The following is a 24,860-nucleotide window of genomic DNA, read 5'->3' as shown; positions in this document are numbered from 1 at the left end:
GATGCAGACGAATTTCTCATCCGATCAGCTCGCCGACCCGCATGTCGCGGAATCGGAAAAGATCCTGCGCAAATGCGTGCATTGCGGCTTCTGCACCGCCACTTGCCCGACTTATGTGACGCTCGGCAACGAGCTTGATTCGCCGCGCGGGCGCATCTACCTGATCAAGGACATGCTGGAGAACGGCCGTCCGGCCGACAAGGAGATCGTCACCCATATCGACCGCTGCCTGTCGTGCCTTGCCTGCATGACCACGTGCCCCTCGGGCGTCAACTACATGCACCTGGTCGATCACGCCCGCGCCCACATCCAGGAGACCTATAGCAGGCCGCTGCTCGACCGCCTGACTCGCGCCATGCTGGCCTTCGTGCTGCCCTATCCCCAGCGTTTTCGCGCCGCGCTCAAGCTGGCGAAACTCGGCAAGCCCTTCATCGGCCTGTTCGAGAAGATCCCGGCGCTAAAGCCGCTCGCCGCCATGCTCAAGCTCGCGCCGGCCTCAATCCCGGCAGCCTCGCCGATGGACTCGCCGGGCGTCCATGCCGGGCAGGGGGCCAAAAAGGGTCGCGTCGCCATTCTTACCGGCTGCGCGCAGTCGGTACTCGATCCCGCCATCAACGACACGACGATTTCGCTGCTGACGCGCCTCGGCGTCGAGGTCGTGGTGCCGCCGGGCGAAGGCTGCTGCGGTGCATTGGTCCATCATATGGGGCGCGAAGAGGCCGCGCTTGCCTCGGCGAGACAGAATGTCGACGTTTGGACACGCGCCATGGACCAGGGCGGGCTCGACGCTATCATCATCACCGCGTCCGGGTGCGGCACGACGATCAAGGATTATGGCTTCATGCTGCGGCTCGATCCGGCCTATGCCGGCAAGGCCGCGCGCGTCTCGGCGCTGGCCAAGGACATCACTGAATATCTGGCCGCTTTCGACATGCCCGAGCCGGTGCGCAAGCCGGGCACGGTCGTCGCCTATCACTCCGCCTGTTCGATGCAGCACGGCCAGAAGATCATCCGCCAGCCGAAGGAGTTGCTGGCCAAGGCCGGTTTCATCGTGCGCGAGCCGCGCGAGGGCCATCTGTGCTGCGGCTCGGCCGGCACCTACAACATCCTGCAGTCCGAGATTTCGGCAAAACTGCGCGACCGCAAGGTGAAAAACATCGAGGCGACGGGCGCCTCGATTGTCGCCACCGGCAATATCGGCTGCATCACCCAGATCGCATCGGCCGCCAGCATGCCGGTGGTGCACACCATCAAACTGCTCGACTGGGCCTATGGCGGGCCGAGGCCGGAGGGTGTTCAGGACGAGAGCCTGATCGCCGCGGAGTAGGGACCGGCGCCTACTCTGCCGCCAGCCTGTCCGCGGTGCCGTAGGTCGACTCGTACAGCGCGCGCTGGCGGCTGAGCGCCACCATCGTGTTGCGCAGCAGGATCGCCACCGTGATCGGGCCGACGCCGCCCGGCACCGGCGTGATCCAGGAGGCCACGTCTTTCACACTGTCGGTGTCGACGTCGCCGACGATGCGGCTCGTCCCATCGGGTTCGATCTCGGAATTGATGCCGATATCGATGACGGCAGCTCCTGGCTTCACCATGTCGGCCTTGATCAGTCGCGGCCTGCCCACGGCGACGAACAGCGCGTCGGCGCGGCGCGCATGCGCTGCGACCGATCGCGTCATGTGATGGCAGACCGTGACCGTCGCGCCTTCGCTCATCAAGAGGAAGGCAATCGGCTTGCCGACGATTTCCGAATGGCCAACGATGACGACTTCCAGCCCCTTCAGGTCGAGGCCGGTCTCCTTGAGCAGTTCGACGGAGGCAGCCGCCGTGCAGGGCGCCAGATCAAGCTGGTTATAGACGATGTTGCCGATCGAGGCCGGGTGCATGCCTTCGACATCCTTGAGCGGATGCACCGCCGCCTGCAGCGTCTTGACCGGAATATGTGCGGGCACCGGCCGCTGGATGATGATGCCGGTGACGCGTGGATCGGCGTTCAGCCCGTGGATGGCCGCTTCCAGTTCGCCCGAGGTGATGGTGGCGGGAAAACGCCGTTCCTCGAAATCGATGCCGGCAAGCTGCGCCTTGGCGCGTTGGTTGCGCACATAGACATCCACGGCATCGGTATCGCCGACGGTGATCGAGATCAGCTTGGGCGCAAAACCCTCGGCCTTGGCAATCGCCGCATCCTCGCGCACGGCGGCGATGATGCGCTGGGCAACCGGGCCGCCCTTGAGATAGCGGCTGTCGTCGGGCAGGGACATGGCTGGCACTCTTTTCTTGCGTTGGCGCCGAGATAGCAAAAGACCATCGAAAATGGCAGCATGAAAGCGAAGCGCCATGCCTTCTGCGCGACGCAAGGACGCGGGCTTTGTCGCAGGTGCGGGACGCCGATCAAAGAAGAAGGGCAGCGCGGTTTCCCGTGCTGCCCTTCTTGACTGACCGCATCCCCATACGGCCCGTCCCCCGTTATTCCTTCCGACTTCAGGAAACGATGTGCTTCCCGACCAGATGATTCGCTGCGGCTATCATATCACCTCGACCGTGGTTCCGACATTGACCCGTTCATAAAGGTCGACCACGTCCTCGTTGCGCATGCGGATGCAGCCTGACGACACCGCGCCGCCGATCGTCCATGGCTGGTTGGTGCCGTGGATGCGGTATTCGGTCGTGCCGAGATAGAGCGCGCGGGCGCCGAGCGGGTTCTCGATGCCGCCGGCCAGATAGGTGGGCAGATAGCGGCCCTTGGCGGCTTCGCGCTTGATCATCTGCGCCGGCGGGCGCCAGTCCGGCCACTCGCGCTTGTTGGTGATCTTGTGCGTGCCCGACCATTCGAAGCCTGGCTTGCCGGTGCCGACGCCGTAGCGCCGCGCCTTGCCGTTCTTCTCGACCAGATAGAGGAAATTCTGCGTGGTATCGATGACGATCGTGCCCGGCTTCTGCGGGCCGTCATAGGCGACTTCCTGCGGCAGGTAGATTGGGTTGATCTGCGGGCGCATGACCATGCGTTTCGCCGGCGCCTGCACGGCCGCCGTCTGCACGCGGTCTGGCTGTGCCGGTTGCGCGGTGCGCAGGCGCGGCTGCTGGCGGTTCTGCCGCACAATGCCGGGCGCATTGCCGAGCTGCAGCACCCAGGGGGCGGAAAGGTCGGGGCTCACCATCACCGGCGGCCTGTCGGCATAGCGGTCGCCAGCGGCCGAGGGTGTGACGCCGGCAAACACAGCCACGGCGCCGAGCACGGAAAACACAACTCTCTTCATCGGGAACGCACCTTGGATCGTCTGATACACCGGGTGGAAACGCTCCCCGGTCCAGCGATCATTGGCGCGCAAGCAGCAACCGAAACATGAATCGGAATGCGTAAAATGCGGTTCTGTCAGTAAACCTTTTGGTGTGGTTACCGCCGGGTTCAGGAATCTGGTAAAGCCACGGTAAAAGCAGCGCCAGAGCGCGTTAACGGATGGACTTTTCGCAATGAGCAATGAAAACACCGGCCTGCTTGCCGGCCCCGACGGGGTCGCGCGCTGCTTCTGGCACGGCAACCTGCCCGACTATCTGCACTATCATGATCATGAATGGGGCCGGCCGGTGGCCGACGACCGCAGACTGTTCGAAAAGATCTGCCTCGAAGGGTTTCAGTCCGGCCTGTCGTGGCTGACCATCCTGCGCAAACGCGAGAATTTTCGCGAGGCCTTCGCCGGCTTCGATTTCGACAAGGTCGCCGCTTTCACCGACAAGGATGTCGAACGCCTGCTCGGCAATGCCGGCATCATCCGCCATCGCGGCAAGATCGTCTCGACCATCAACAACGCCAAGCGCGCCCGCGAAATGGTCGACGAGTTCGGCTCGTTGGCTGCCTGGTTCTGGAAGTTCGAACCCGGCAAGGCGGAACGGCCCGAAATCGTCGACCTCGCCCATCTGCGCGCCAACCCGACGACGACGGTCTCGGTGCGGATTTCGAAGGAACTGAAGAAGCGCGGCTGGAGTTTTGTCGGCCCGACCACGGTCTATGCCTTCATGCAAGCCATGGGCTTGGTCAACGACCATCTAGAGGGCTGTGTCTGCCGCAAGCAGGTGGAGAAGGAACGCAAGGCGTTCAAACGGCCGACGTAGCTCCCTTCTCCCGTTCACGGGGAGAAGCCCAGCCGCATTACCAATCCTGCGATCAAGAAAATATGGAACCAACGATGCGGGCGGTTTCAGGTGCCGTTGACGCTGGCCAGGAACAGTCCGGCGACGATCGCCACCACCGTGGCCACCGTCGGATAGATCACCAGCAGACCGGTCACCAGGGCGTCACGCAGGGAAGGGCCCTTGCCGGTGTCGGCGGGCATCTCGAACGGTCCGGCAGCCTGGCCAGCCGGTTTCGGCGCATGGGTGCCGGCCGGGCGCAGCCGCGCTGGCAATTCGCCGGCATCGCTGTTGGCATGGAATTTCACTGTGCTGGTCATGTCCCGAACCCCTTCGTGTCGATGCGTCATATCGGCTCCGATTGTGTCGGCACGATGCCGCGCCCATGGCGGGATTGTTTCATTCTCGGTGCGTTTCTATTTCACCGTAGTTCGCTTCTGTCTTCTTTTGACCCGAGCAGGTCTGAAGCACCCGCCCTTGCCGCTCTGCGCTTCATCGTTTAGGACACGCGCGTTGCGAAAATCGCAACATTGTTGACCTGCAAGCATCACGAAACACCGGGCAAAACATCTCATGGCCGACAAATCGGAAAAGACGAAAGCGCGGCTGCCGCGCGGTTTTGCCGACCGCAGCGCCGAGGACATCCGCGCCGTCGAAAAGATGATGGCGACGATCCGCTCGGTCTTTGAGCTCTACGGTTTCGAACCGGCCGACCAGCCGCTGATCGAATACACCGATGCGCTCGGAAAATTCCTGCCCGACCAGGACCGCCCGAACGAAGGCGTGTTCTCTTTCCAGGACGATGACGAGCAGTGGCTGTCGTTGCGCTACGATCTGACGGCGCCGACGGCGCGTTTCGTCGCCGAGAATTACGAGCGCCTGCCAAAGCCCTACCGCAGCTATCGCTCCGGCTGGGTGTTCCGCAACGAGAAGCCCGGCCCCGGCCGCTTCCGCCAGTTCATGCAGTTTGACGCTGACACGATCGGCACACCGGGCGTCGCCGCCGACGCCGAGATGGCGATGATGATGGCCGACGTCATGGAAGCGCTCGGCGTCAAGCGCGGCGACTACGTCATCCGCGTCAACAACCGCAAGGTACTCGACGGCGTGCTGGAGGCGATCGGCCTTGGCGGTGACGAGAACGCCGGACGCCGACTGACCGTGCTGCGCGCGATCGACAAGCTGGACAAGCTCGGGCCGGAAGGGGTGAAGCTCCTGCTTGGCCCGGGGCGCTGGGATGGCGGCAAGGAAGGCGAAGGCGATTTCGCCAAGGGGGCAGGCTTGAACAACGGGCAAGCCGAGGCGGTTCTTCAGGCAACGGCGAGGAATGCGCAGGCCGGCCAGGATTCCATGGTCAATTCGAACGCGACCTATCAGGAAGGCGTCGGCGAACTTGCGATCATCGAAGCGCTGGTCAGGGCGGCGGGATATGGCGAAGACCGCATCGCCATGGACCGCTCGGTGGTGCGCGGCCTCGAATACTACACCGGCCCCGTCCTGGAGGCTGAACTGCTGGCCGAAATCCCCAACGAGGACGGCCAGATCGTGCGCTTCGGCTCGGTCGGTGGTGGTGGGCGCTATGACGGCCTGGTCTCGCGCTTCCGCGGCGAGCCGGTGCCGGCGACCGGTTTTTCCATCGGCGTCAGCAGGCTGATGACGGCGCTGAAGAACCTCGGCAAGCTCGAAAGCGCCGACGTGATCGCGCCGGTCGTCGTCCTAGTCATGGACAAGGACACCGAAAGCCTCGGCCGCTACCAGAAGATGGTGAGCGAATTGCGCGCCGCCGGCATCCGTTCCGAAATGTATCTCGGCGGCGCAGGCATGAAGGCGCAGCTGAAATATGCCGACCGGCGCGGCTGCCCGGTCGCCATCATCCAAGGCGGCGACGAGCGCGCCAAGGGCGAGCTGCAGATCAAGGACCTGATCGAAGGCGCGCGCATGTCGGCCGAAATCACCGACAACGCCGAATGGCGCGCCGCACGCCCGGCGCAGGTGACGGTGGCGGAAGGTGAATTGGTCGCGGAAGTGAAGAAGATCCTGGCGGCGCAGGTCGAGGAGAGGGCGCGTGGCAAGTAGAGGCCGCCCCGCTGGTCCCAAATCAGCTGATCGTGCGATACGGAGGCCAAATTGACCTCCCGCTTCCCCGCCATCGCAGCCGACATCACCAGTCTCTTCGCCACCCGCAACACGCATGCGGTAGAGGTCGCCATATTGCAGCCGGCGGACCCGTTCCTCGACATGGCCGGCGAGGATCTGCGCCGCCGCATCTTCCTTACCGAGAGCGAGACCGGGCAGACACTGTGCCTGCGGCCGGAATTCACCATTCCGGTCTGCCTTGACCATATAGGCTCGCAGGCCGGCACGCCGCGCCGCTATTCCTATCTCGGCGAAGTCTTTCGCCAGCGCCGCGAAGGCGGCAACGAGTTCTTCCAGGCCGGCATCGAGGATCTCGGCGACCGTGATACGGCGGAAGCCGATGCCCGTTCGGTGGCCGACGCGCATGCGCTGCTTTCGCTGGTGCTGCCTGGCCGGTCGCTTGAGGTCACGCTGGGCGATCAGGGCATCTTCGAAGCGGTGCTGGCGGCGCTCGGGCTGCCGCGCGGCTGGCGCATGCGGCTGGCCCGTGCCTTCGGCTCGGCGCCGATGCTGCAGGCGGCATTGGCCGACCTTGCCAACCCGCCGCGCAACGGCCAGCTTTCCGGCGACGTCGCTGCCCTTGTCCTTGACGGGGATCTTGAAGGTCTTTCGGCGCACATCGCCGACGGCATGGAAGAGGCCGGCCTGTCGGCATCGGCCGGCCGCGCGCCCTCCGATATTGCGCGGCGGCTGATCGAGAAGGCCGAATTGCGCAGCGTGCGGCTGTCGAACGAGGCCTTCGCGGCGCTGAAGAACTTTCTGGCGATCGACGTGCCGCTCGATGGCGCGGCGCAGGCGCTGGAAAGCTTTGCCGCCGGCGCCGGGCTGTCGCTTGGCGCCGCGCTGGAGAAATTCGCTGCCCGTGCCAAGGCGATCGAGGCGCATGGCTTGCCGGCGGCAAAAATCCGCTACGATGCCGCCTTCGGCCGTCCGCTCGATTACTACACCGGTGTGGTCTTCGAAATCGCGGCGCAAGGCGGCGAGCGTCCCCTGGCCGGTGGCGGCCGCTACGACCGGTTGCTGACCCTGCTTGGCGCCAAGACGGCCATCCCCGGCGTCGGCTTTTCCGTCTGGCTCGACCGCATCGAGGCGTTGCGGGAGACGACACCATGATCACTCTGGCGATCCCTTCGAAAGGCCGGCTCAAGGAACAGGCGCTGGAGGTGCTGGCCAAGGCCAGCCTCGCCATCAGCCTGCCCGGCGACGAGCGCAAATATCATGCCCGTGTCGAGGGTCTGGACAATGTCGAGGTCGCCTTCCTGTCGGCTTCCGAGATTGCAGGCGAGATCGGCCAGGGCGCGGTCGATCTCGGCATTACGGGCGAAGATCTGGTGCGGGAAAACCTCGCCGATTGGGAAGCCCGCGCCGAAATCGTCGCCCGCCTCGGCTTCGGCCATGCCGATGTCGTGGTGGCGGTGCCCGAAATCTGGCTCGATGTCGACACCATGGCCGATCTCGACGACGTCGCCGCCGATTTTCGCCAGCGCCACGGCCGGCGGCTGCGCATCGCCACCAAATACTGGCGGCTGACGCAGCAGTTCTTTTCGCAGAAACACGGCATCCAGGTCTATCGCATCGTCGAAAGCCTCGGTGCCACCGAAGGCGCGCCGGCGGCTGGACTGGCCGATGTCATCGTCGACATCACCACCACCGGCTCGACGCTGCGCGCCAACCATCTCAAGGTGCTGGGCGACGGCGTGGTCTTGAAGTCGCAGGCCTGTCTGGTCGCGTCGAAAAAGGCGCGTACCGCAGGCGATGAAGCCACCTTGCGCGACATCGCGACGAAGATTGCGGTGGCGTTCGGATAGCCAAACCGCGCCCTCCGAGGGACCGGAACTCCTCGATCATCGACAGGATTTCCACTGCCACGCCGGGCTGATAGACTCGGCGCGGCCTGGGGAGGAAACAGCGATGCCGGTCAATCTCGACGAGCTGAAGAACGCCACCAATCTGCGCGGCCGCCCTGGGCGCGCCGGCAGCGTCTTTATCGCCCCCATCGACGGCAGGGCGCATGTCTCGGGCGAGCGCAAGGTGCCGCTGCTCGACAAGACCATTCCCGCCCTTTTCTCCGACACGGCCAGCAAATACGCCACGCAAGATGCCGCCGTCTTCGTCGGCCAAGACAAGCGCTTCACCTGGAGCGAACTATCCGACACGGTGGATGCGCTGGCTGCCGGCTTCCTGGCACTGGGTCTCGAAAAGGGCGAACGCGTCGGCATCTGGTCGCCCAACCGCTGGGAATGGCTGGTGACGCAGTTCGCCACGGCCCGCATCGGCCTGGTCCTGGTCAACATCAACCCGGCCTACCGGCTGACCGAGCTGGAATATGCGCTGAACAAGGTCGGCTGCAAGGCTTTGGTCACGGCCGCCAGTTTCAAGACCTCGGACTATCTCGGCATGATCGAGACGCTGGCGCCGGAGATCGCGAAGGCCACGCCGGGCAAGCTGAAGGCGCAAAAATTGCCTGATCTGAAGATCGTCATCCGCATGGGCGAGGACAATTCGCCGGGCATGTTCAATTTCGCCGACGTGCTGGCCATGGCCGGCCGCGACGAGCATGACAGCCTCGACCGCATTTCCGAGGGGCTGAAGCCGAACGACGCCATCAATATCCAGTTCACCTCGGGCACGACGGGCGCGCCCAAGGGCGCGACGCTGACGCACCACAACATTGTCAACAACGGCAATTTCGTCACCGCCGCGATCAAGCTCACCGTCGACGACCGGCTCTGCATCCCGGTGCCGCTCTATCATTGCTTCGGCATGTCGATGGGCACGATGGGCTGCGTCACCAAGGGCGCGACCATGGTGTTTCCGGGCGAGGGCTTCGACCCGGGCGCCACGCTGAAGGCGGTGGCGCAGGAACGCTGCACCGGCCTCTATGGCGTGCCGACCATGTTCGTCGGCATGCTCGACCATGCGGATTTCGCGACCTTCGATCTCTCCAGCCTGCGCACAGGCATCATGGCCGGTTCGCCATGCCCGATCGAGGTGATGAAGAAGGTGGTGTCGCTGATGCATATGTCCGAGGTGACCATCGCCTACGGCATGACCGAGACCAGCCCGGTCTCGTTCCAGAGCGGCGTCGACGACCCTCTGGAAAAGCGCGTTTCCACCGTCGGGCGCATCCACCCTCATGTCGAGGTCAAGGCCATCGACGCCGACGGCGCCACCGTCGCGGTCGGCGCGCCGGGCGAGCTCTGCACACGTGGCTATTCCGTGATGAAGGGCTATTGGGACGACGCCGAAAAGACCCACGAGGCGATCGACGCCGATGGCTGGATGCACACCGGCGACCTCGCCACCATCGACGCGGAGGGCTATTGCAATATTGTCGGCCGGGTCAAGGACATGGTCATCCGCGGCGGCGAGAACGTCTATCCCAGAGAGGTCGAGGAATTCCTCTACCGCCATCCCATGGTCAGGGAGGTGCAGGTCTTCGGCATTCCCGACCAGAAATATGGCGAAGAGCTGTGCGCATGGATCGTGCTCAAGCCCGGCCAGATCGCCACCGAGCAGGAGATCAAAACCTTCTGTGCCGGCCAGATCGCGCACTACAAGATCCCGCGCCACATCCGCTTCCGCACCGAATTGCCAATGACGGTGACCGGCAAGCCGCAGAAGTTCCTGATGCGTCAGGCGATGGTCGAGGAACTGGGGCTGGTGGCGCAGAAGACGGCGTGAACGGGTGAATGCTTCGATCTGTCGGTGCGCGAATGCAGCCACGGTTCGCGGAAGCACGCAGGGGCTTGGATGAGCGGTTTCGGACGATCGGTGACTTCCTATGCGATGCCGCTGGCCGCCTTGGTGACGGCTGTCGCGGTCAGAGCCAGCGGGCTGTCGGTGGACCAAGGTTCGCTGAACGCCAGGATCCTTGTCGGCGCGCTGTCGAGTGCGATCATGTTCGTCACCATTTTCGTGGTGCTCGACCACGCCGAGGCGGTGGCTCGGCGGGTAGGGGAACCGTACGGCACGCTGGTGCTGACCTTTGCCGTCACGGCAATCGAAGTATCGATCATCGTTTCCATGATGCTGCATGGTGAGAACAACCCGACGCTGGCACGGGAGTCCGTCTTCTCGACGGTGATGATCACATCCACCGGCGTTGTCGGCATGTGTCTCGCGCTTGGCGGCTGGCGTCATCGCAAGCAGGCCATCGTGCGGCAAGGGACCAGTGCCTATCTGGCTGTTCTGATCGCGCTGACCGTGATGACGCTTATCCTGCCGACTTACACCCGGGCCACGGATCCCGGCACGTTTTCGGCAGCCCAACTTGGGTTCGTCAGCGTCCTTTCAGTGCTGCTCTATGCAGGCTTCGTGTTCGCGCAGACCGTCCGGCACCGGGAAGACTTTATCCAGGGACAACCACACGACGTTTCGGTGCGCGCTGCCCCTCACGGGAACATCTCTGCCAGCGCTCTGCTGCTGATGGCCGGGCTGATCGGAATTGTCATGCTCGCCGAGCAGGTCGCGGCAAGCGTCGAAGATACGCTCGTTGCCTACCAGGTGAGCCAGGCTGACAGCATTGTGGGGGCAATGATCGCGGGGCTGGTGCTGATGCCGGAGGCCATTTCGGCGGTGCGCGCTTCACTCAACAACGAGCTGCAGCGCGGTTTGAATGTCGCGATGGGTTCGGCCTGCGCCACGATCGGCCTGACCATACCGGGAGTCGCAGCCGCCAGCCTGCTGACGGGGAGAGGACTGACCCTGGGGCTGCCGGCTGCTGATGCGGTCCTTTTGGTCTTGGCGCTTTTCATATGCAATGTAAGTTTCAGCACTGAAAGAACGACGTTCTTGACCGGAATGGTCCATCTTGTAGTATTTTTTACTTATATATTTTTGATATTTGTACCATGAAATATTTTGTGCAGGTGAACGGGATGAGGCATTCGCTGATCAGGAAACCGTTGCCGACCGGGTTATCGAGAGAGCAGTCATCCGCTTCAACACCAAATTGCCGATGACGCCAGGGGGCGGCACTCTTGATTGCCTCAGATCGCGGATTTGAGGTGATCGATGAAGGCGCGCAGCTTCGGCAGGATCTGGCGCTTGCCGGGGTGATAGAGGAAGACGCCAGGCGTCATCGCCGCGACGGTGTCCAGCACGGGCTCGAGTTTTCCCTGGGCAATCGGACCTTCGGCGACCGGTCGCGGCGTCTGCGCCAGACCGATCCCTCGCATGGCGGCCCCGAGCAATGTCGGATAGTCGTGGGCGATCAGCGGACCTGAGACCATCGCCTCGATCGCTTCGTTGCCGTCGGCGAACGTCCACGGCGCGATGGCGCCGTTGGAACGACGCAGGCGCAGGCAGGCATGCCGGCGCAAATCGTCGATACGCTCAGGGCGGCCATGGCGATCGAGATAGTCGGGACTGCCCACGACCACGAACGAGAAGGACGGCGTCAGCCGCACCGCCACCATATCGGTGGCAATGAACTGCCCGAGGCGGATGCCGGCATCGAACCCGCCTGTCGCCAGATCGACCATCTCGTCGCTCGCGGCGATCTCCAGTTCGACTTCGGGATAGGCCTGGCAGAACGAAGCGATCACCGGCTCCAGGATCAACGGCACGACGGCGCGCGGCACCGACAGGCGCAGCAGGCCGGTCGGCCGCTGGCCGACGTCACGCGCGGCCTCGCCCGCGGCGACGATCTCCTCGAAGCCGGGGCCGGCACCGTCGAGGAAGCGCTGACCGGCCTCGGTCAGGCCGACACTGCGTGTCGTGCGGACAAACAGCGCCGCGCCGATGCGGGCTTCCAGCGCGCGCACCGCCTGGCTTACGGCCGACGGCGTCACGCCGAGATCGGCGGCGGCGCGGCGGAAGTTGCGGTGTCTGGCGACAGCCAGGAACACCTCGACGCCCTCCAGCGCCCCGTGTCGGATTGTGTAGTTCTGCTTCATGGGTCATTGTGATTACACCGGATAGTCGAACGATGGAAGCGGGTTTAGGTAAGAGCTTGAGACAGGAGCATCTTGCCATGACCGATGAACTTGATGGAGTGCGCGACCATTATCGCGCGACCGGCCTGACTGAACGGTTGAGGACGGTACTGGCTGAGTTCGGCCCGGAGCATCAGCTTCTCACGCCGCAGCAACTGGGCACCCTCGACCAGTTTCACACCCGTGGGCTTGCGGCCACCGCCGAGCTTGCCCAATTGGCTGACATCACCGCTGACATGTCGGTTCTGGACGTTGGCGCGGGCGTCGGCGGGCCGGCGCGCTTCCTGGCTGCGACTTATGGCTGCCAGGTTATCGGCGTTGACCTCAGCGAGCCTTTCGTGGATGCCGCGCGCTACCTGACCGAGCGCACCGGGCAGGGCGAGCGTCTGTCGTTCCAGACCGCCAACGCCCTGGAGCTTCCGTTCGATGATGGCCGTTTCGACATCGTGCTGCTGCAGCATGTGGCGATGAACATCTTCGACCGGGGGCGGCTCTATCGCGAGATTCGCCGCGTGCTGAAATCAGGCGGCAGGTTTGCCACCTTCGACGTCGTGTTGGGCGGCGGCCAGCCGCACTATCCGCTTCCCTGGGCGCGAACACCGGCGACGAGTTTCCTCATGACAATCGATACGACGCGTGAGGCGATCGAGCCGGCCGGCTTCCGCATGCTGGCATGGCAAGACGACACCGAGGCCGCCAAGGCCTGGTTCGCACAGATGCGGGCGTCGGGTCCGCCGCCTTCGCCAAATCTCGGCGTGGTGATGGGGCCGGACTTCGCCGAGCTTGCAGCCAATTTGGGACGAAATCTCATGCAAGGCCGGCTCGGCATCCTGACCGCGGTGTTCGAGGCCGCGCCGGCCAACAGCTGACGGGAGACCACAATGTCGACGGAAATCCTTTTCCAGATCCAGCTCGTTCTCGGCTATGTCGCATGGCTGCTGTGCTTCGGTGCCTACATCTGGCCCTGGTTGAGTTCGATGGAGGGGTTCGCAGCGCAACGCGCCATTGCCACCCTGCACAGTTTCCGCTTCTTCGGGCTCGTCTTCATCCTTCCGGGCGTCGTCAGCCCCGACCTGCCCGCCAGCTTCGCCACCTTTGCCGCCTATGGCGACTTCGCAACCGGGGTGTTGGCCATGCTGGCACTGTTTGCCGTAAGGATACGCCCGCTTTTCTGGCTATTCGTCATTGCCTTCAATGTCGTCGGGACCATCGACATCATCGTCGACTATTATCAAGCCACCCAGGCCGACCTTCCCGCTCATGCCGGATTGCTGGGTGCGACCTATGCGATCCCGGTCCTCTACGTGCCGCTGCTGATGATCACGCACCTCGCCGCGTTCTATTTTCTGCTACGTCCCCACCAGAACGCGACTCGCGCCATTACCAACGAGGCGGCTGCTTCGTAGATATTCGGAGGTCCGCTGGACGCGCCGCAGCCCGTTATCGCTGGCACGCCATCTACCGCCGTCCGCTCTGGATCGCCGACGGCCGCGGCGCCGAGCCTGGCTCCTGCACCAGCGGTCCGAGCAGGACCTCTCCGAACAGCGGCTGGTAGCTCCTGCGCACCGCCGGGTCCTCCTTGAAGGACAGCGCGTACTGGCCGATCTGGTGGAAGTAGGTGATGCGCGCCCGGACCAGGCTTTCGTCCTCGGGATAGCCCATGGCGCGGAAGGAGCGGATCAACAGCGCGATGCGCAGATCGTCCATGTCCTTGACCTCCTGCGCCAGCTTCTTCGACGTTCGCGACCAGTCGCGGACCGCCAGGTCAAGCAGCGGGCTGAACGGCGCCTCATCGACCCAGACATGCACGATGTCGGTGAAGAACTGCAGGCCGTCTATGTCGTGCATGTCGCGCATGGCCCAGAACGGCGCGCAATTGGTGTTTCGCCATTCCTGCAGCAGGCCGTCGCGAAGATCGGCAAGGCTGGCGAAGTGGAAGTAGAAACTGCCGCGCGTCACCTTGAACTGGCGCGCCAGGCGATCGATCTTAACCTCGCCGATGCCGCGCTTCTCCAACACCTTGCGCGCGGCCGTGATCCAGGCCTCGCGGCTGAGCGTCTGCCGCGCCGCTTTCGCAGGCGGGGCGGCTTTGGACGGTCTCTTGCTTCTGGCCGGGGCGCTTTCGGCTTTCATCTGATCAAGACCTTCATCGCCATGCGCGACGCCTGCAAACCATTCGTCGGCTTCGATGCGCTTCGCGACTCATCAAGTGTCCATCTATCGCGGACGGCGCAACTCAGGGCAATGCGCTGATCCGCTCCAGCATCAACTCGAAGAACGGCGCCGGGTCGATGCGTCGCAGGACATTGCAGTTCTTGCGCCGGCCGGTGACATGCCACCAGTCGACCACGGTCATGCCGATCGTCTCCGGCGAGACGATGTCGACCGTCACCGCGCATTGGCGCTGCTCATAGATTTGCGGCGCCAGCAGATAGCCGGTGACGCAGGCATCATGGATGGGGCGCGCCGGCGTTTCGAATTTGTGCGTGCCGTACTGGCGGTAGAAGTCGGCCAGATTGGCGGCCTCGACCGCCGCGCGGCTGCCGGTTGCCCGCAGTCGGTCGAGCCATTCCGGCGTCATCAGCGCGGTGTAGGTGCAGTCTATGCCAGCCATGGTCACCGGCACGCCGCTGTCGAATACCTTATGCGCGGCATGCGGATCGACGAAGATGTTGAATTCCGCCGCCGGCGTGGCGTTGCCGCCCTGGAAGAAGCCGCCGCCCATCAGCACGACTTCGCGCAGCCGGGGCACGATCCTCGGCTCCATGGTCATGGCCATTGCGAGATTGGTCATTGGCCCCAGCGTGCAGACGGTCAACTCACCCTCCGGCGCGTCCATGATGGTGCGCACGAGATAATTCACCGCGTGTTCGCTCTGTAGAGGCGTCACCGGTTCGGGAAGATCGGCGCCGTCGAGGCCGGTTTCGCCGTGAACATATTCGGCAGTGATCAGCTTGCGCACCATCGGCGCCGGGCATCCGGCATGCACCGGCACATCGGCCCGCCCGGCAAGCTCCACCACCTTGAGCGCATTCTTCGACGTCAGGGCAAGCGGCACGTTGCCGCCGACCGTGGTGATGCCGACCACGTCGAGTTCGGCCGGCGACCCCAGCGCGAAGAGGATGGCGAAGGCGTCGTCCTGGCCCGGATCGGTGTCGATGATGATCTTGCGTGGTGCCATGTTTGAGCGCTCTTCCTTTTGCGATCGAAAGCCTATTGATGAGGCCGTTCGGATGTGTAGAAATACAGTACTGTATCTTATGTTCAAGACAGGGTGTTCGAAAATGGATGCACAAGAGCGCGGCGATTTTTCCGAAATTCCGATCCTCGACGTCTCGGCGCTCTATGGCGACGATGAGGGCGCCATCCGGGCAACGGCGGCGACGCTGCGCCGCTATCTCGAGACGATCGGCTTCCTCTATGTCACCGGGCATCCCATTCCGCGCGCCGATGTCGAAGCCGTGCGCGAAGCCAGCAAAAGCTTCTTTGCCTTGCCCGAAGAGGAAAAGGCGAAGCTGAAAATCGACAGGAATTTCCGCGGCTATCTGCCCTTTGCCGGCTCGACCATCGTGACCTCGTCGGTGGCAACCGTCAGCAAGCCCAACCAGAGCGAATCGATCTTCTTCATGCACGAGGTCGGCGCCGACGATCCAAGGGCCCTGGCCGAAAAGCCGCTCCAGGGCCCCAACCAATGGCCCGACGAAACGGCACTTGCCGGTTTCAGGGAGACAATAGAGCGTTATGTCGACGAGATGGGGACGCTCGCGCGCAAGATGGTTCGCGCCATCGCGCTCTCGCTCGGACTGCCCTCCGACAGCCTCGACCGCTATTTCGAGCAGCCGACGACCTTCCTGCGGCTGCTGCACTATCCGACGCAGCCCCACGAAGAAGGCCTCTTCGGCTCGGCGCCGCACACCGACTACGGCTTCATCACCTTGCTGGCGCAGGACAATGTCGGGGGCCTCGAGGTCAAGAACAAGGCCGGCGACTGGGTTCCGGCACCTCCCGTTCCAGATTCCTTCGTGATGAATGTCGGCGACATACTGGCGCGCTGGTCGAACGACCAGTTCGTCTCGACGCCGCACCGGGTCATCAACCGGTCGGGGCGCGAGCGCTATTCGCAGCCCTTTTTCTTCGATCCGTCCATGGACGAGACGATCGAGGCGCTGTCGGTCTGCGTGCCGGCCGGTACGCAGCCGAAATACGGGCCGGTGCTCTACGGCGACTATCTGATGGAGCGCATCGACAAGAACTACCACTATCGCAAGAAGAAGGCGGCGGAAGCCGCCGGCGCATAACGGCAAACAAGCAAAAGAAAGGGGAACAGCAATGAATGCATATCTGCGAATGACCGGCCTTGCGCTGGCGATATCCACCATGGCCTGGGGCGAGGTTTCCCAGGCCACCGAGGTTGCGAAATCCACCGACGTCAAGCAGAGCGGAACGCTCGCCGTCGCCAACACGCTGGACTATGCGCCGTTCGAATATCTCGATGCCGACGGCAAGCAGACCGGCATCATCATCGAACTGGCCGGCGAGGTGGCCAAGCTCGTCGACGCCAAGCTCGACGTGCAGCGCACGCCCTTTCCCTCGATGATCCCTGGCCTTGCGGCCGGCCGCTTCAAGATCGCCTGGGAGACGTTCTCGGCGACGCCCGAGCGGCTGAAGCAGGTCGATTTCGTCATGTTCCTCAAGGCCGGGCTCGCGGTCTCGACATCGCCCGACAAGAAGGCGAGCTTCAGCGGCGACACCCCGCTCTGCGGCAAGCGCGTCGGCGTCTCGGCCGGCAGCGCCTCGGACTTCCTTGTCGACAAGCTGAGCAAGGAGTGTACCGACAAGGGCCAGGCGGCCATCGCGAAGTCGGTCTTCAACTCCTCGACCGATATCGTCCAGGCCGTGCTGTCGGATCGCGTCGACGCCCGCATGGACGATGCCACCGCTTCGAGCTATTTCGAGGTGACGAGCAAGGGCCAGCTGCTGGTGCTGCCGACGCTTTACGAGGTCGCGCCGCTCGGCATGGCGATTGCCAAGGACGACAAGGAGACCGCCGACATGATGGTGGGCGCGCTTGCCGAACTGTTCAAGAACGGCACCTACAAGGCTATCCTCAACAGATACGGCATGGGCGCCTACGCGATCAAGGAACCCTATTTCGTCGGCACCATGGACGCGCTTCGCGCCGAATAGGAATTGCCCGGCGCCTGATCCTAAGTCAGGCGCCGGCCAGCAACCAGGAGACCATTGATGGGCGTGGCCCACCCGACCGAGATTGGCGTCGAGCCCGGCATTGCCGCCGCCGTGTCACGATTGACCGTCGTGCCGCAGCGCCGCTACGGCATCTGGATCGGCACCGCGTTCGCCTTGCTGCTGGCCTTCCTGATCGTCCGCGCTTTTGCCAGCAACCCAGCCTTCGCCTGGGGCACGGCCGCCGGCTACCTGTTCCATCCCTCGATCATGCGCGGCCTTGGCAACACGCTGGTGCTCACCGTCATCATCATGGCGCTGGCGATCGTGGTCGGCACCGTCATCGCCATCATGCGGGTGTCGCCAAGTCCGGTGCTGCGCGCCTTCGCGGGGGTCTATGTCTGGTTCTTCCGGGGTGTCCCGGCGCTGATCCAGCTGATCTTCTGGTTCAACCTGTCGCTGCTGGTGCGCGAAATCTCGCTCACTCTGCCCTTTCTGGGCACGCCGTTTTCTGTGCGCACCAATGATTTCATGACCCCGTTCTTCTCCGCGGTCGTCGCGCTTTCGCTGTGCGAGGCCGGCTACATGGCCGAAATCATCCGCGCCGGCATAAAGTCCGTGCCGTCGGGCCAGGCGGAAGCGGCGAGTGCGCTCGGCATGCCCTACCGCATGATCCTGAAGCGCATCACCCTGCCGCAAGCCATGCGCTTCGTGCTGCCGCCGACCGGCAACGAGGCGATCAACCTCCTGAAGATGACGTCGCTGGTGACCTTCATTGCGGTCGACGACCTGTTCTACACCGCGCAAAGCATCTATGCCCGCACCTTCGAGACCATCCCGCTCTTGATCGTGGTCGCCTTCTGGTACCTCGCCGTGGTCAGCATCCTGTCGGTTGGGCAGCATTTCCTGGAGCGCCATTTCGGCCGTAGCGACACGCGCCGTGAACCTCTGACGATGCGCGCCTTGCGCAACGTGATCAGCCTGCGCGGCATTGCCCGATGAGCGATGTGAAGTCCGATAATCGCGCCCGCTTCGGCGTGCCGGCCGATTCCATGGTGTTCGCGCGCGGCGTGCGCAAAACCTATGGCTCGCTCGAGGTCCTCAAGGGTGTCGACTTCGACGTGCCCGAGGGCTCGGTGGCCTGCATCATCGGCCCGTCGGGATCCGGGAAGAGCACGTTCCTGCGTTGCATCAACCATCTGGAAAAACTGAGTGGCGGCATCCTGTTGGTGGACAGCCAGTTCGTCGGCTACGACCTCCAGGGCGACAGGCTCTACGAGGTCAAGGACGATCTCCTGTGCCAACGCCGGGCTGAGATCGGCATGCTGTTCCAGTCGTTCAATCTGTTCTCGCACATGACGGTGATGGAGAACCTGATCGAAGCGCCGACGCAGGTGCGGCGCGTCCCGGTCGACCAGGCCAAGGCCGAAGCGGAAGTCCTGCTAAGGCGCGTCGGCCTTGCCGACAAGGTCGACCGCTATCCGCGCGAACTGTCCGGCGGCCAGCAGCAGCGTGTTGCGATCGCGCGCGCCATGGCGATGAAGCCGAAGGTGCTGCTGTTCGACGAGCCGACATCGGCACTCGACCCGGAACTGGTCGGCGAGGTGCTGCAGGTGATGCGCGATCTGGCCGAGAGCGGCATGACGATGGTCGTCGTCACTCACGAGATCGGCTTTGCCCGCGAGATCGGTGATCAGCTCGTCTTCATGGATGGCGGTGTGATCGTCGAACGCGGTGCGCCGCGCGAGATGATCGCCGACCCGAAATCGCCGCGCACCCGCGAGTTTCTGTCCCGCGTTCTCTGACGTCCGGTTGATCATTTGTCACGCGGCCAACACCGCCGCGCCGAGGCTGCGGATGATCTTGGCCAGTTCGACGCATTCTCCATGCCTTGCATTGTTGCGCCGCCAGGCGAGGCAGATCATGCGCTGCGGCATCGGTTCCTGGAACGGCACGATCTTGAGGTCAGGGATGGTGCCGGCGGGGCCGGTCGCCATTTCGGGGATCAGCGTGACGCCGAGCCCATGCGCCACCATCTGCAACAGCGTGGTCAGGCTGGTGGCGCCGTAGCTGGCCATCGCCACCGGCCGAACGTTGCCGCAGACGGCAAGCGCCTGTTCGCGCAAGCAATGGCCTTCCTCCAGCAGCATAAGCCTTTCCAGCGCCGGGCTTTCGGGCGGAACCGGCGGCGAGGCGAAGGCCGGGTCGCCAGCCGGCACGGCAAGGAAGAACCGGTCCGAAAACAGCGCCTCGGTGATCAGGCCCGGATGATCGAGCGGAAGCGCCGCGATGAAGGCGTCGAGCTTGCGCGATGCGATGTCGTCGACCAGCGTGGCGGTGACCGCCTCGCGCAATTCGAGCAGTAGGGCCGGAAAATGCTTTTTCAGTTCGGGCAAAGCGCGCGGCAGGAGATAGGGCGCGACCGTCGGGATGATGCCCAGCCGGAAGCGTCCCTCCATGGCGGTGCGGCCGCGCCTTGCCGTCGTTTCGACGTCGCGTATGTCGGCCAGGATGCGTTCGATGCGCGGCAAAAGCGCGATCGCTTCGTCGGTCATGCGCACCGACTTGCCGCCGCGTTCGAACAGCCGGCAGTTCAGCCTCTGTTCCATCTCCGCGATCTGCGAGGACAGCGCCGGCTGGCTGACGCCGGCCAGTTTTGCCGCGCGTCCGAAATGTAGCGTCTGCGCCAGCGCGTCGAAATAATGCATCTGGCGAACTGTCAATCCGATCATAAGAAAATCCTATCGAAATGAACAGGAAAGGCAATTTGTTTTTATCGCCAATGCGGCCTAGTCTGGAATCATTCCAAGATGGTGCGGCCGACGAGCCGCCCCCCAAAATCCTGGCAAAGATCAAAACTCGGCAAAAATCGGAGACTGAAGATGGACGCGAACACCGATGACAAAAGCGCGGGCAAATGCCCGGTTGCGCACGGGGCCGTTGGCAGGACCAACCGTGACTGGTGGCCGAACCAGCTGAACGTCCAGATCCTGCATCAGCAGTCATCGCTGTCCGACCCGATGGGTGAGGCGTTCGACTATGCCGAGGAATTCAAAAGCCTCGACCTCGACGCCGTCATCAAGGATCTGCATGCACTGATGACGGATTCGCAGGAATGGTGGCCGGCCGATTTCGGCCACTATGGGCCGCTGTTCATCCGCATGGCGTGGCACAGCGCCGGCACCTACCGCATCGCCGATGGCCGCGGCGGCGCCGGGGCCGGACAGCAGCGTTTCGCGCCGCTCAACAGCTGGCCTGACAACGTCAACCTCGACAAGGCCCGCCGGCTCTTGTGGCCGATCAAGCAGAAATATGGCCGCAAGATTTCCTGGGCCGATCTGCTGATCCTCACCGGCAACGTCGCGCTGGAATCGATGGGTTTCAAGACATTCGGTTTCGCCGGTGGCCGCGCCGATGTCTGGGAGCCAGAGCAGGACGTCTACTGGGGCCCCGAAGGCAAGTGGCTGGCCGACGAGCGCTACAGCGGCGACCGCGATCTGCAGAACCCGCTCGGCGCCGTGCAGATGGGGCTGATCTACGTGAATCCGGAAGGGCCGAACGGCAATCCGGATCCGCTGGCCGCGGCACGCGACATCAGGGACACCTTTGCGCGCATGGCGATGAACGATGAGGAAACCGTGGCCCTCATCGCCGGCGGCCATACGTTCGGCAAGACCCACGGTGCGGGCGATGCGAGCCTGGTGGGTGTCGAGCCGGAAGGTGCTGATATCGAGCAGCAGGGCCTCGGCTGGGCGAGCAAATTCGGCACCGGCAAGGGCGGTGACTCCATCGGCAGTGGTCTGGAAGTCATCTGGACGACGACGCCGACCAAATGGAGCAGCAACTTCTTCGACAATCTGTTCGGCTTCGACTGGGAGCTGACCAAAAGCCCGGCGGGCGCGCATCAGTGGACGCCGAAGGGCGGTGCCGGCGCCGGCACGGTGCCGGACGCGCACAATTCGGCCAAGCGCCACGCACCCTCCATGCTGACCACCGACCTCGCGTTGCGTTTCGATCCCTCCTACGCAACGATCTCGAAGCGCTTCCACGAGAATCCGGATCAGTTCGCCGACGCCTTCGCCCGCGCCTGGTACAAGCTCACCCACCGCGATATGGGCCCGGTCGCCCGTTATCTCGGCCCGTTGGTTCCGAAGGAAGAGCTGCCCTGGCAGGACATCATCCCGGCGGTCGATCATGTGCTGATCGACGAGCAGGATGCCGAAGCGCTCAAGGCGAAAATCCTGGCTTCGGGCCTGTCGGTGTCGCAGCTGGTCTCGACGGCGTGGGCGTCGGCCTCGACCTTCCGTGGTTCCGACAAGCGCGGCGGCGCCAATGGCGCGCGCATTCGCCTCAGCCCCCAGAAGGACTGGGCCGTCAACCAGCCAGCCGAACTCGCCAAGGTGCTCGACAAGCTCCAGACGATCGCCAAGGACTTCAACGCCGCGCAGACCGGCAGCAAGAAAGTCTCGCTTGCCGACCTGATCGTTCTCGGCGGCAACGCAGCGATCGAGAAGGCCGCGAAGGCCGCCGGCCACAGCGTCGACGTTCCCTTCTGGCCCGGCCGCATGGACGCCTCGCAGGAGCAGACCGACATCCACTCCTTCGCGCCGCTGGAGCCGATTGTCGACGGCTTCCGCAACTATGTAAGCGGCAAGCAGCGGCTGACCGTCGAGGAAGCGCTGGTCGACCGGGCGCAACTGCTGACGCTGACCGCGCCAGAAATGACGGTCCTCGTCGGCGGCCTGCGTGTTCTCGGCGCCAATGCCGGGCAGTCGAAGCACGGCGTGTTCACCAAACAGCCGGAAACGCTGAGCAACGACTTCTTCGTCAACCTGCTCGACATGGGCACGGAGTGGAAGGCGACATCGGACGCCAAGGACGTGTTCGAAGGCCGCGACCGCAAGACCGGTGAAGTGAAGTGGACTGGCACTCGTGCCGACCTGATCTTCGGCTCGCACTCGCAGCTGCGCGCGCTCGCCGAAGTCTATGCGACGGCGGACGCCACGGCGAAGTTCGCGAAGGATTTCGTCGTGGCCTGGACCAAGGTGATGAACGCCGACCGCTTCGACATCGCCGGCTGATCCAGACAAGCTCTATCCAACAAAAAAGGCGCGGGCCGTGGCCCGCGCCTTTTGCATCCGGGCTTTCGGGATCAATCCTTCTCGAAGATGCGTGCCTTGGCGACGACACCGGCGATGGCGCCGCCGATCAGCGGGGCGACGATGAACAGCCAGAGCTGGCTGAGCGCCGCACCGCCGGTGAACAGCGCGGGGCCGATGGAGCGGGCCGGATTGACCGAGGTGCCGGTGACCGGGATCATGGCGAAGTGAATGCCCGCCAGCGTCAGGCCGATGACCAGACCGGCAAAAGCCGTCGAGTGCTTTTCAGCGGTAACGCCGAGGATCACCGTGACGAAGGTGAAGGTGCCGATCAGCTCCCACAGGAACGCCGAGCTCATGCCCCATTTCGTCTCGTCCCAGCCATTGGCGCCGAAGCCGCCTGTGTGGCCGCCGGCCTGGCCGGAAACGATGATCCACAGTGCCAGCGAAGCCAGGATGGCGCCGATGATCTGCGCGATCCAGTAGGGGATGACGTCCTTGGCCGGCAGCCGGCCGGCGAGGAAGACGCCGAGCGTCACCGCCGGATTGAGATGCGCGCCCGAAATCGGGCCGATCGCATAGGCCGCGGCGATGAGACCGATGCCGAATGCCAGACCGATGCCTTCCTGCCCGAGCGGCAGCGCGCCGCCGAAGCCGCCCGTCACCACCGACGCCGTGCCGATGAACACCAACAGAAATGTGCCTAGAACTTCCGCCAGATAAGTTTTCATTGCCCTCTCCTCGTAGCGATCCGCCGGTTCGCGTTTTCCGCGCCGCGAATCATGGTGTGAAGAGTATTCCCAACGGAAAAACTTGGAAAGCAGAGCAGTTGCGCCACCTGCCGTGCTTGCAGTCGCCAGTTGCGAACATTAGAGACCTTGCATCTATTGATCGATCTGCTGTTGCCGGCCCGCAATATTTATCGATCGGACAGATTTCAGGCGGCCACTTCGTCGCGTGGCGGAGCGGGGTTCAATCCGAACGCGAAAGGCTCTAAGAGCAGGCGATAAATCTCGATTTGATGGAATGATCAATGCGACTGGGCGGACGGCTGGCTGCGGCCATCGAAGTGCTGGAGGACATTGGCCGGCGTCACCGGCCGGTGGCTGATGCGCTGAAGGATTGGGGCCTGTCACACCGCTTCGCCGGTGGCGGTGATCGCGCGGCGATCGGCAACATCGTCTACGACGCGCTACGCCACAAACGTTCCGCCGGCTGGCTGCTCGGCGAAGACACGCCGCGCGCAGTCGGCTTCGGCGCGTTGCTGCTCGAATGGGGCCAGACGGCGCAGTCGCTCAACGACGCGCTCGACGGCGACAAGTTCGCGCCGCCGCTGCTCAGTGCCACCGAGCTGCAGACGATTGCCGGTCGCCGGCTTGCCGACGCGCCGCCCGCGGTGCGTGCCGACATACCAGATTGGTGTGAACCGCTTTTCGAACGGGCTTTTGGCGAGGCGTGGGTCGGGGAGGGCGCGGCGCTGGCGACCCGCCCGCCGCTCGACATAAGGGTCAACACGCTGCAGGCCGATCGCGCCAGGGTGCTCAAGGAACTGGCCGATACAGGGGCGCAGGCCGCGCGGATCGCACCGTTCGGCATCCGCATTCCGCCCATCGACGGCGACGGCAGGCATCCGAACGTGCAGGCCGAGCCCGCCTTCCAGAAAGGCTGGTTCGAGGTCCAGGACGAGGGCTCGCAAATAGCGGCAACACTTGCCGGCGCCGAGGCCGGCATGCAGGTGCTCGACTTCTGTGCCGGCGCCGGCGGCAAGACATTGGCGCTGTCGGCTGCGATGGACAATCGCGGCCAGATCTTTGCCCATGATGCCGAAAAAGCGCGCCTTGCGCCAATCTTCGACCGCATCCGCCGCTCGGAAAACCGCAACGTGCAGGTCGTCACCAAGCCGGCCGAACTCGCTCCGCTCTCCAACCACATGGACATCGTGCTGGTCGACGCGCCTTGCACCGGCAGCGGCACCTGGCGGCGCCGTCCCGATGCCAAATGGCGCCTGACGCAAAGGCAGCTCGATGCCCGCAAGGGCGAGCAGTCGGCGATCCTCGATGCCGCACGAGCCTATGTCAAACCCGGCGGCCTGCTGGTCTACATCACCTGCTCGGTATTCTCCGAGGAGAATGGCGAGCAGATCGCCGCGTTCCGCGAGCGCAACAGCCGTTTTGTTCCGATTGACCACCGCGCACTTTGGGAGAGCCATTTCCCCGGCCACGAGGCGGCCGCGCGGATCGGTTCCGCCGGCGAGATCTCACTGTCGCCGTTGCTGAGCGGCACGGACGGGTTTTATTTCTGCGCGCTCCGCCGTACCAACTGAGCCAGCCGGATCCCCGGCCACTCAACCCATGACGGCCGACGGGACGAATTGTTG

At 64.0% G+C, this 24,860-nt stretch carries 23 protein-coding genes; 15 read left to right on the top strand and 8 right to left on the bottom strand.

What is annotated here, in order from left to right; translation table 11 throughout:
• Position 1 precedes the first annotated feature (1 nt).
• Positions 2-1,327 (top strand): glycolate oxidase subunit GlcF, encoded by a 1,326-nt coding sequence (gene glcF, locus CK227_RS02405; protein ID WP_095771342.1) that lies wholly within the window; start codon positions 2-4, stop codon positions 1,325-1,327.
• Positions 1,328-1,337: 10 nt separating this feature from the next.
• Here glcF and CK227_RS02400 read toward each other — a convergent pair whose 3' ends face one another.
• Together CK227_RS02400 and CK227_RS02395 are read right to left on the bottom strand one after the other, a co-directional pair.
• Entirely contained in the window at positions 1,338-2,258 is a 921-nt protein-coding gene (locus CK227_RS02400; RefSeq protein ID WP_095771341.1) for a bifunctional 5,10-methylenetetrahydrofolate dehydrogenase/5,10-methenyltetrahydrofolate cyclohydrolase, read from the bottom strand.
• A gap of 264 nt (positions 2,259-2,522) precedes the next feature.
• On the bottom strand, positions 2,523-3,254 hold the full coding sequence (locus CK227_RS02395; protein ID WP_095771466.1) for a L,D-transpeptidase: 732 nt from the start codon (positions 3,252-3,254) through the stop codon (positions 2,523-2,525).
• 214 nt (positions 3,255-3,468) lie between these two features.
• On the opposite strand from CK227_RS02395, the gene CK227_RS02390 reads away from it, so the two are divergent.
• Positions 3,469-4,107 carry a DNA-3-methyladenine glycosylase I gene (locus CK227_RS02390; protein WP_095771340.1) on the top strand — a complete coding sequence of 213 codons (639 nt, stop codon included), beginning with the start codon at positions 3,469-3,471 and terminating at the stop codon, positions 4,105-4,107.
• Positions 4,108-4,193: 86 nt separating this feature from the next.
• On the opposite strand, the gene CK227_RS02385 is transcribed toward CK227_RS02390, so the two are convergent.
• Positions 4,194-4,445 carry a hypothetical protein gene (locus CK227_RS02385; protein ID WP_095771339.1) on the bottom strand — a complete coding sequence of 84 codons (252 nt, stop codon included), beginning with the start codon at positions 4,443-4,445 and terminating at the stop codon, positions 4,194-4,196.
• Between the two features lie 253 nt (positions 4,446-4,698).
• Here CK227_RS02385 and hisS point away from each other — a divergent pair, with 253 nt between their 5' ends.
• The 5 genes from hisS to CK227_RS02360 all read left to right on the top strand — a co-directional run bounded on the left by hisS (position 4,699) and on the right by CK227_RS02360 (position 11,118).
• Entirely contained in the window at positions 4,699-6,201 is a 1,503-nt protein-coding gene (gene hisS, locus CK227_RS02380; protein ID WP_095771338.1) for a histidine--tRNA ligase, read from the top strand.
• A gap of 51 nt (positions 6,202-6,252) precedes the next feature.
• Entirely contained in the window at positions 6,253-7,374 is a 1,122-nt protein-coding gene (locus tag CK227_RS02375; protein WP_095771337.1) for an ATP phosphoribosyltransferase regulatory subunit, read from the top strand.
• Positions 7,371-8,069 (top strand): ATP phosphoribosyltransferase, encoded by a 699-nt coding sequence (gene hisG, locus CK227_RS02370; RefSeq protein ID WP_095771336.1) that lies wholly within the window; start codon positions 7,371-7,373, stop codon positions 8,067-8,069. The genes CK227_RS02375 and hisG overlap by 4 nt, the downstream gene beginning before the upstream one ends.
• A 103-nt stretch (positions 8,070-8,172) precedes the next feature.
• Positions 8,173-9,945 carry an AMP-binding protein gene (locus CK227_RS02365; protein WP_095771335.1) on the top strand — a complete coding sequence of 591 codons (1,773 nt, stop codon included), beginning with the start codon at positions 8,173-8,175 and terminating at the stop codon, positions 9,943-9,945.
• A gap of 69 nt (positions 9,946-10,014) precedes the next feature.
• A complete protein-coding gene (locus CK227_RS02360; RefSeq protein WP_095771334.1) occupies positions 10,015-11,118 on the top strand; it encodes a calcium:proton antiporter in 1,104 nt (367 codons plus the stop codon).
• 134 nt (positions 11,119-11,252) lie between these two features.
• Here CK227_RS02360 and CK227_RS02355 read toward each other — a convergent pair whose 3' ends face one another.
• Positions 11,253-12,161 (bottom strand): LysR family transcriptional regulator, encoded by a 909-nt coding sequence (locus tag CK227_RS02355; protein WP_095771333.1) that lies wholly within the window; start codon positions 12,159-12,161, stop codon positions 11,253-11,255.
• Between the two features lie 77 nt (positions 12,162-12,238).
• Between CK227_RS02355 and CK227_RS02350 the strand changes: the two genes are divergently transcribed.
• Both CK227_RS02350 and CK227_RS02345 read left to right on the top strand, forming a co-directional pair.
• The gene (locus CK227_RS02350; RefSeq protein WP_095771332.1) at positions 12,239-13,069 is read left to right on the top strand and encodes a class I SAM-dependent methyltransferase; all 831 of its coding nucleotides are present in this window, start codon (positions 12,239-12,241) and stop codon (positions 13,067-13,069) included.
• A gap of 12 nt (positions 13,070-13,081) precedes the next feature.
• Complete coding sequence (locus tag CK227_RS02345; protein WP_095771331.1) at positions 13,082-13,606, top strand: hypothetical protein; 525 nt, start codon at positions 13,082-13,084, stop codon at positions 13,604-13,606.
• A gap of 52 nt (positions 13,607-13,658) precedes the next feature.
• On the opposite strand, the gene CK227_RS02340 is transcribed toward CK227_RS02345, so the two are convergent.
• On the bottom strand, positions 13,659-14,333 hold the full coding sequence (locus tag CK227_RS02340; protein WP_095771330.1) for a TetR/AcrR family transcriptional regulator: 675 nt from the start codon (positions 14,331-14,333) through the stop codon (positions 13,659-13,661).
• A gap of 103 nt (positions 14,334-14,436) precedes the next feature.
• Positions 14,437-15,381 (bottom strand): nucleoside hydrolase, encoded by a 945-nt coding sequence (locus tag CK227_RS02335; RefSeq protein WP_095771329.1) that lies wholly within the window; start codon positions 15,379-15,381, stop codon positions 14,437-14,439.
• 103 nt (positions 15,382-15,484) lie between these two features.
• Here CK227_RS02335 and CK227_RS02330 point away from each other — a divergent pair, with 103 nt between their 5' ends.
• The 4 genes from CK227_RS02330 to CK227_RS02315 are packed head-to-tail and all read left to right on the top strand — an operon-like array spanning position 15,485 to position 19,189.
• Positions 15,485-16,498 (top strand): 2OG-Fe(II) oxygenase family protein, encoded by a 1,014-nt coding sequence (locus tag CK227_RS02330; RefSeq protein WP_095771328.1) that lies wholly within the window; start codon positions 15,485-15,487, stop codon positions 16,496-16,498.
• Between the two features lie 31 nt (positions 16,499-16,529).
• Positions 16,530-17,387, top strand: a complete 858-nt coding sequence (locus CK227_RS02325; protein WP_095771327.1) for an ABC transporter substrate-binding protein — start codon at positions 16,530-16,532, stop codon at positions 17,385-17,387.
• 57 nt (positions 17,388-17,444) lie between these two features.
• Positions 17,445-18,386: an amino acid ABC transporter permease gene (locus CK227_RS02320; protein ID WP_095771326.1), complete on the top strand. Its 942-nt coding sequence runs from the start codon at positions 17,445-17,447 to the stop codon at positions 18,384-18,386.
• On the top strand, positions 18,383-19,189 hold the full coding sequence (locus CK227_RS02315; RefSeq protein ID WP_095771325.1) for an amino acid ABC transporter ATP-binding protein: 807 nt from the start codon (positions 18,383-18,385) through the stop codon (positions 19,187-19,189). The genes CK227_RS02320 and CK227_RS02315 overlap by 4 nt, the downstream gene beginning before the upstream one ends.
• Positions 19,190-19,207: 18 nt before the next feature.
• On the opposite strand, the gene CK227_RS02310 is transcribed toward CK227_RS02315, so the two are convergent.
• Positions 19,208-20,116 (bottom strand): hydrogen peroxide-inducible genes activator, encoded by a 909-nt coding sequence (locus tag CK227_RS02310; protein ID WP_019860002.1) that lies wholly within the window; start codon positions 20,114-20,116, stop codon positions 19,208-19,210.
• Positions 20,117-20,266: 150 nt separating this feature from the next.
• Here CK227_RS02310 and katG point away from each other — a divergent pair, with 150 nt between their 5' ends.
• Positions 20,267-22,465 (top strand): catalase/peroxidase HPI, encoded by a 2,199-nt coding sequence (gene katG, locus CK227_RS02305; RefSeq protein WP_095771324.1) that lies wholly within the window; start codon positions 20,267-20,269, stop codon positions 22,463-22,465.
• A gap of 71 nt (positions 22,466-22,536) precedes the next feature.
• Here the strand turns inward: katG and CK227_RS02300 are convergent, their stop codons facing one another.
• Complete coding sequence (locus tag CK227_RS02300) at positions 22,537-23,214, bottom strand: MIP family channel protein (protein ID WP_010914441.1); 678 nt, start codon at positions 23,212-23,214, stop codon at positions 22,537-22,539.
• 302 nt (positions 23,215-23,516) lie between these two features.
• On the opposite strand from CK227_RS02300, the gene CK227_RS02295 reads away from it, so the two are divergent.
• Positions 23,517-24,806, top strand: coding sequence for an RsmB/NOP family class I SAM-dependent RNA methyltransferase (locus tag CK227_RS02295; protein WP_095771323.1), 1,290 nt, complete (start codon positions 23,517-23,519; stop codon positions 24,804-24,806).
• The last annotated feature ends 54 nt before the right edge of the window (positions 24,807-24,860 follow it).

The sequence above is a fragment of the Mesorhizobium sp. WSM4308 genome, from assembly GCF_002294905.1.
Lineage (GTDB): Bacteria > Pseudomonadota > Alphaproteobacteria > Rhizobiales > Rhizobiaceae > Mesorhizobium.
This window is presented reverse-complemented; position numbering and strand designations above follow the sequence as displayed.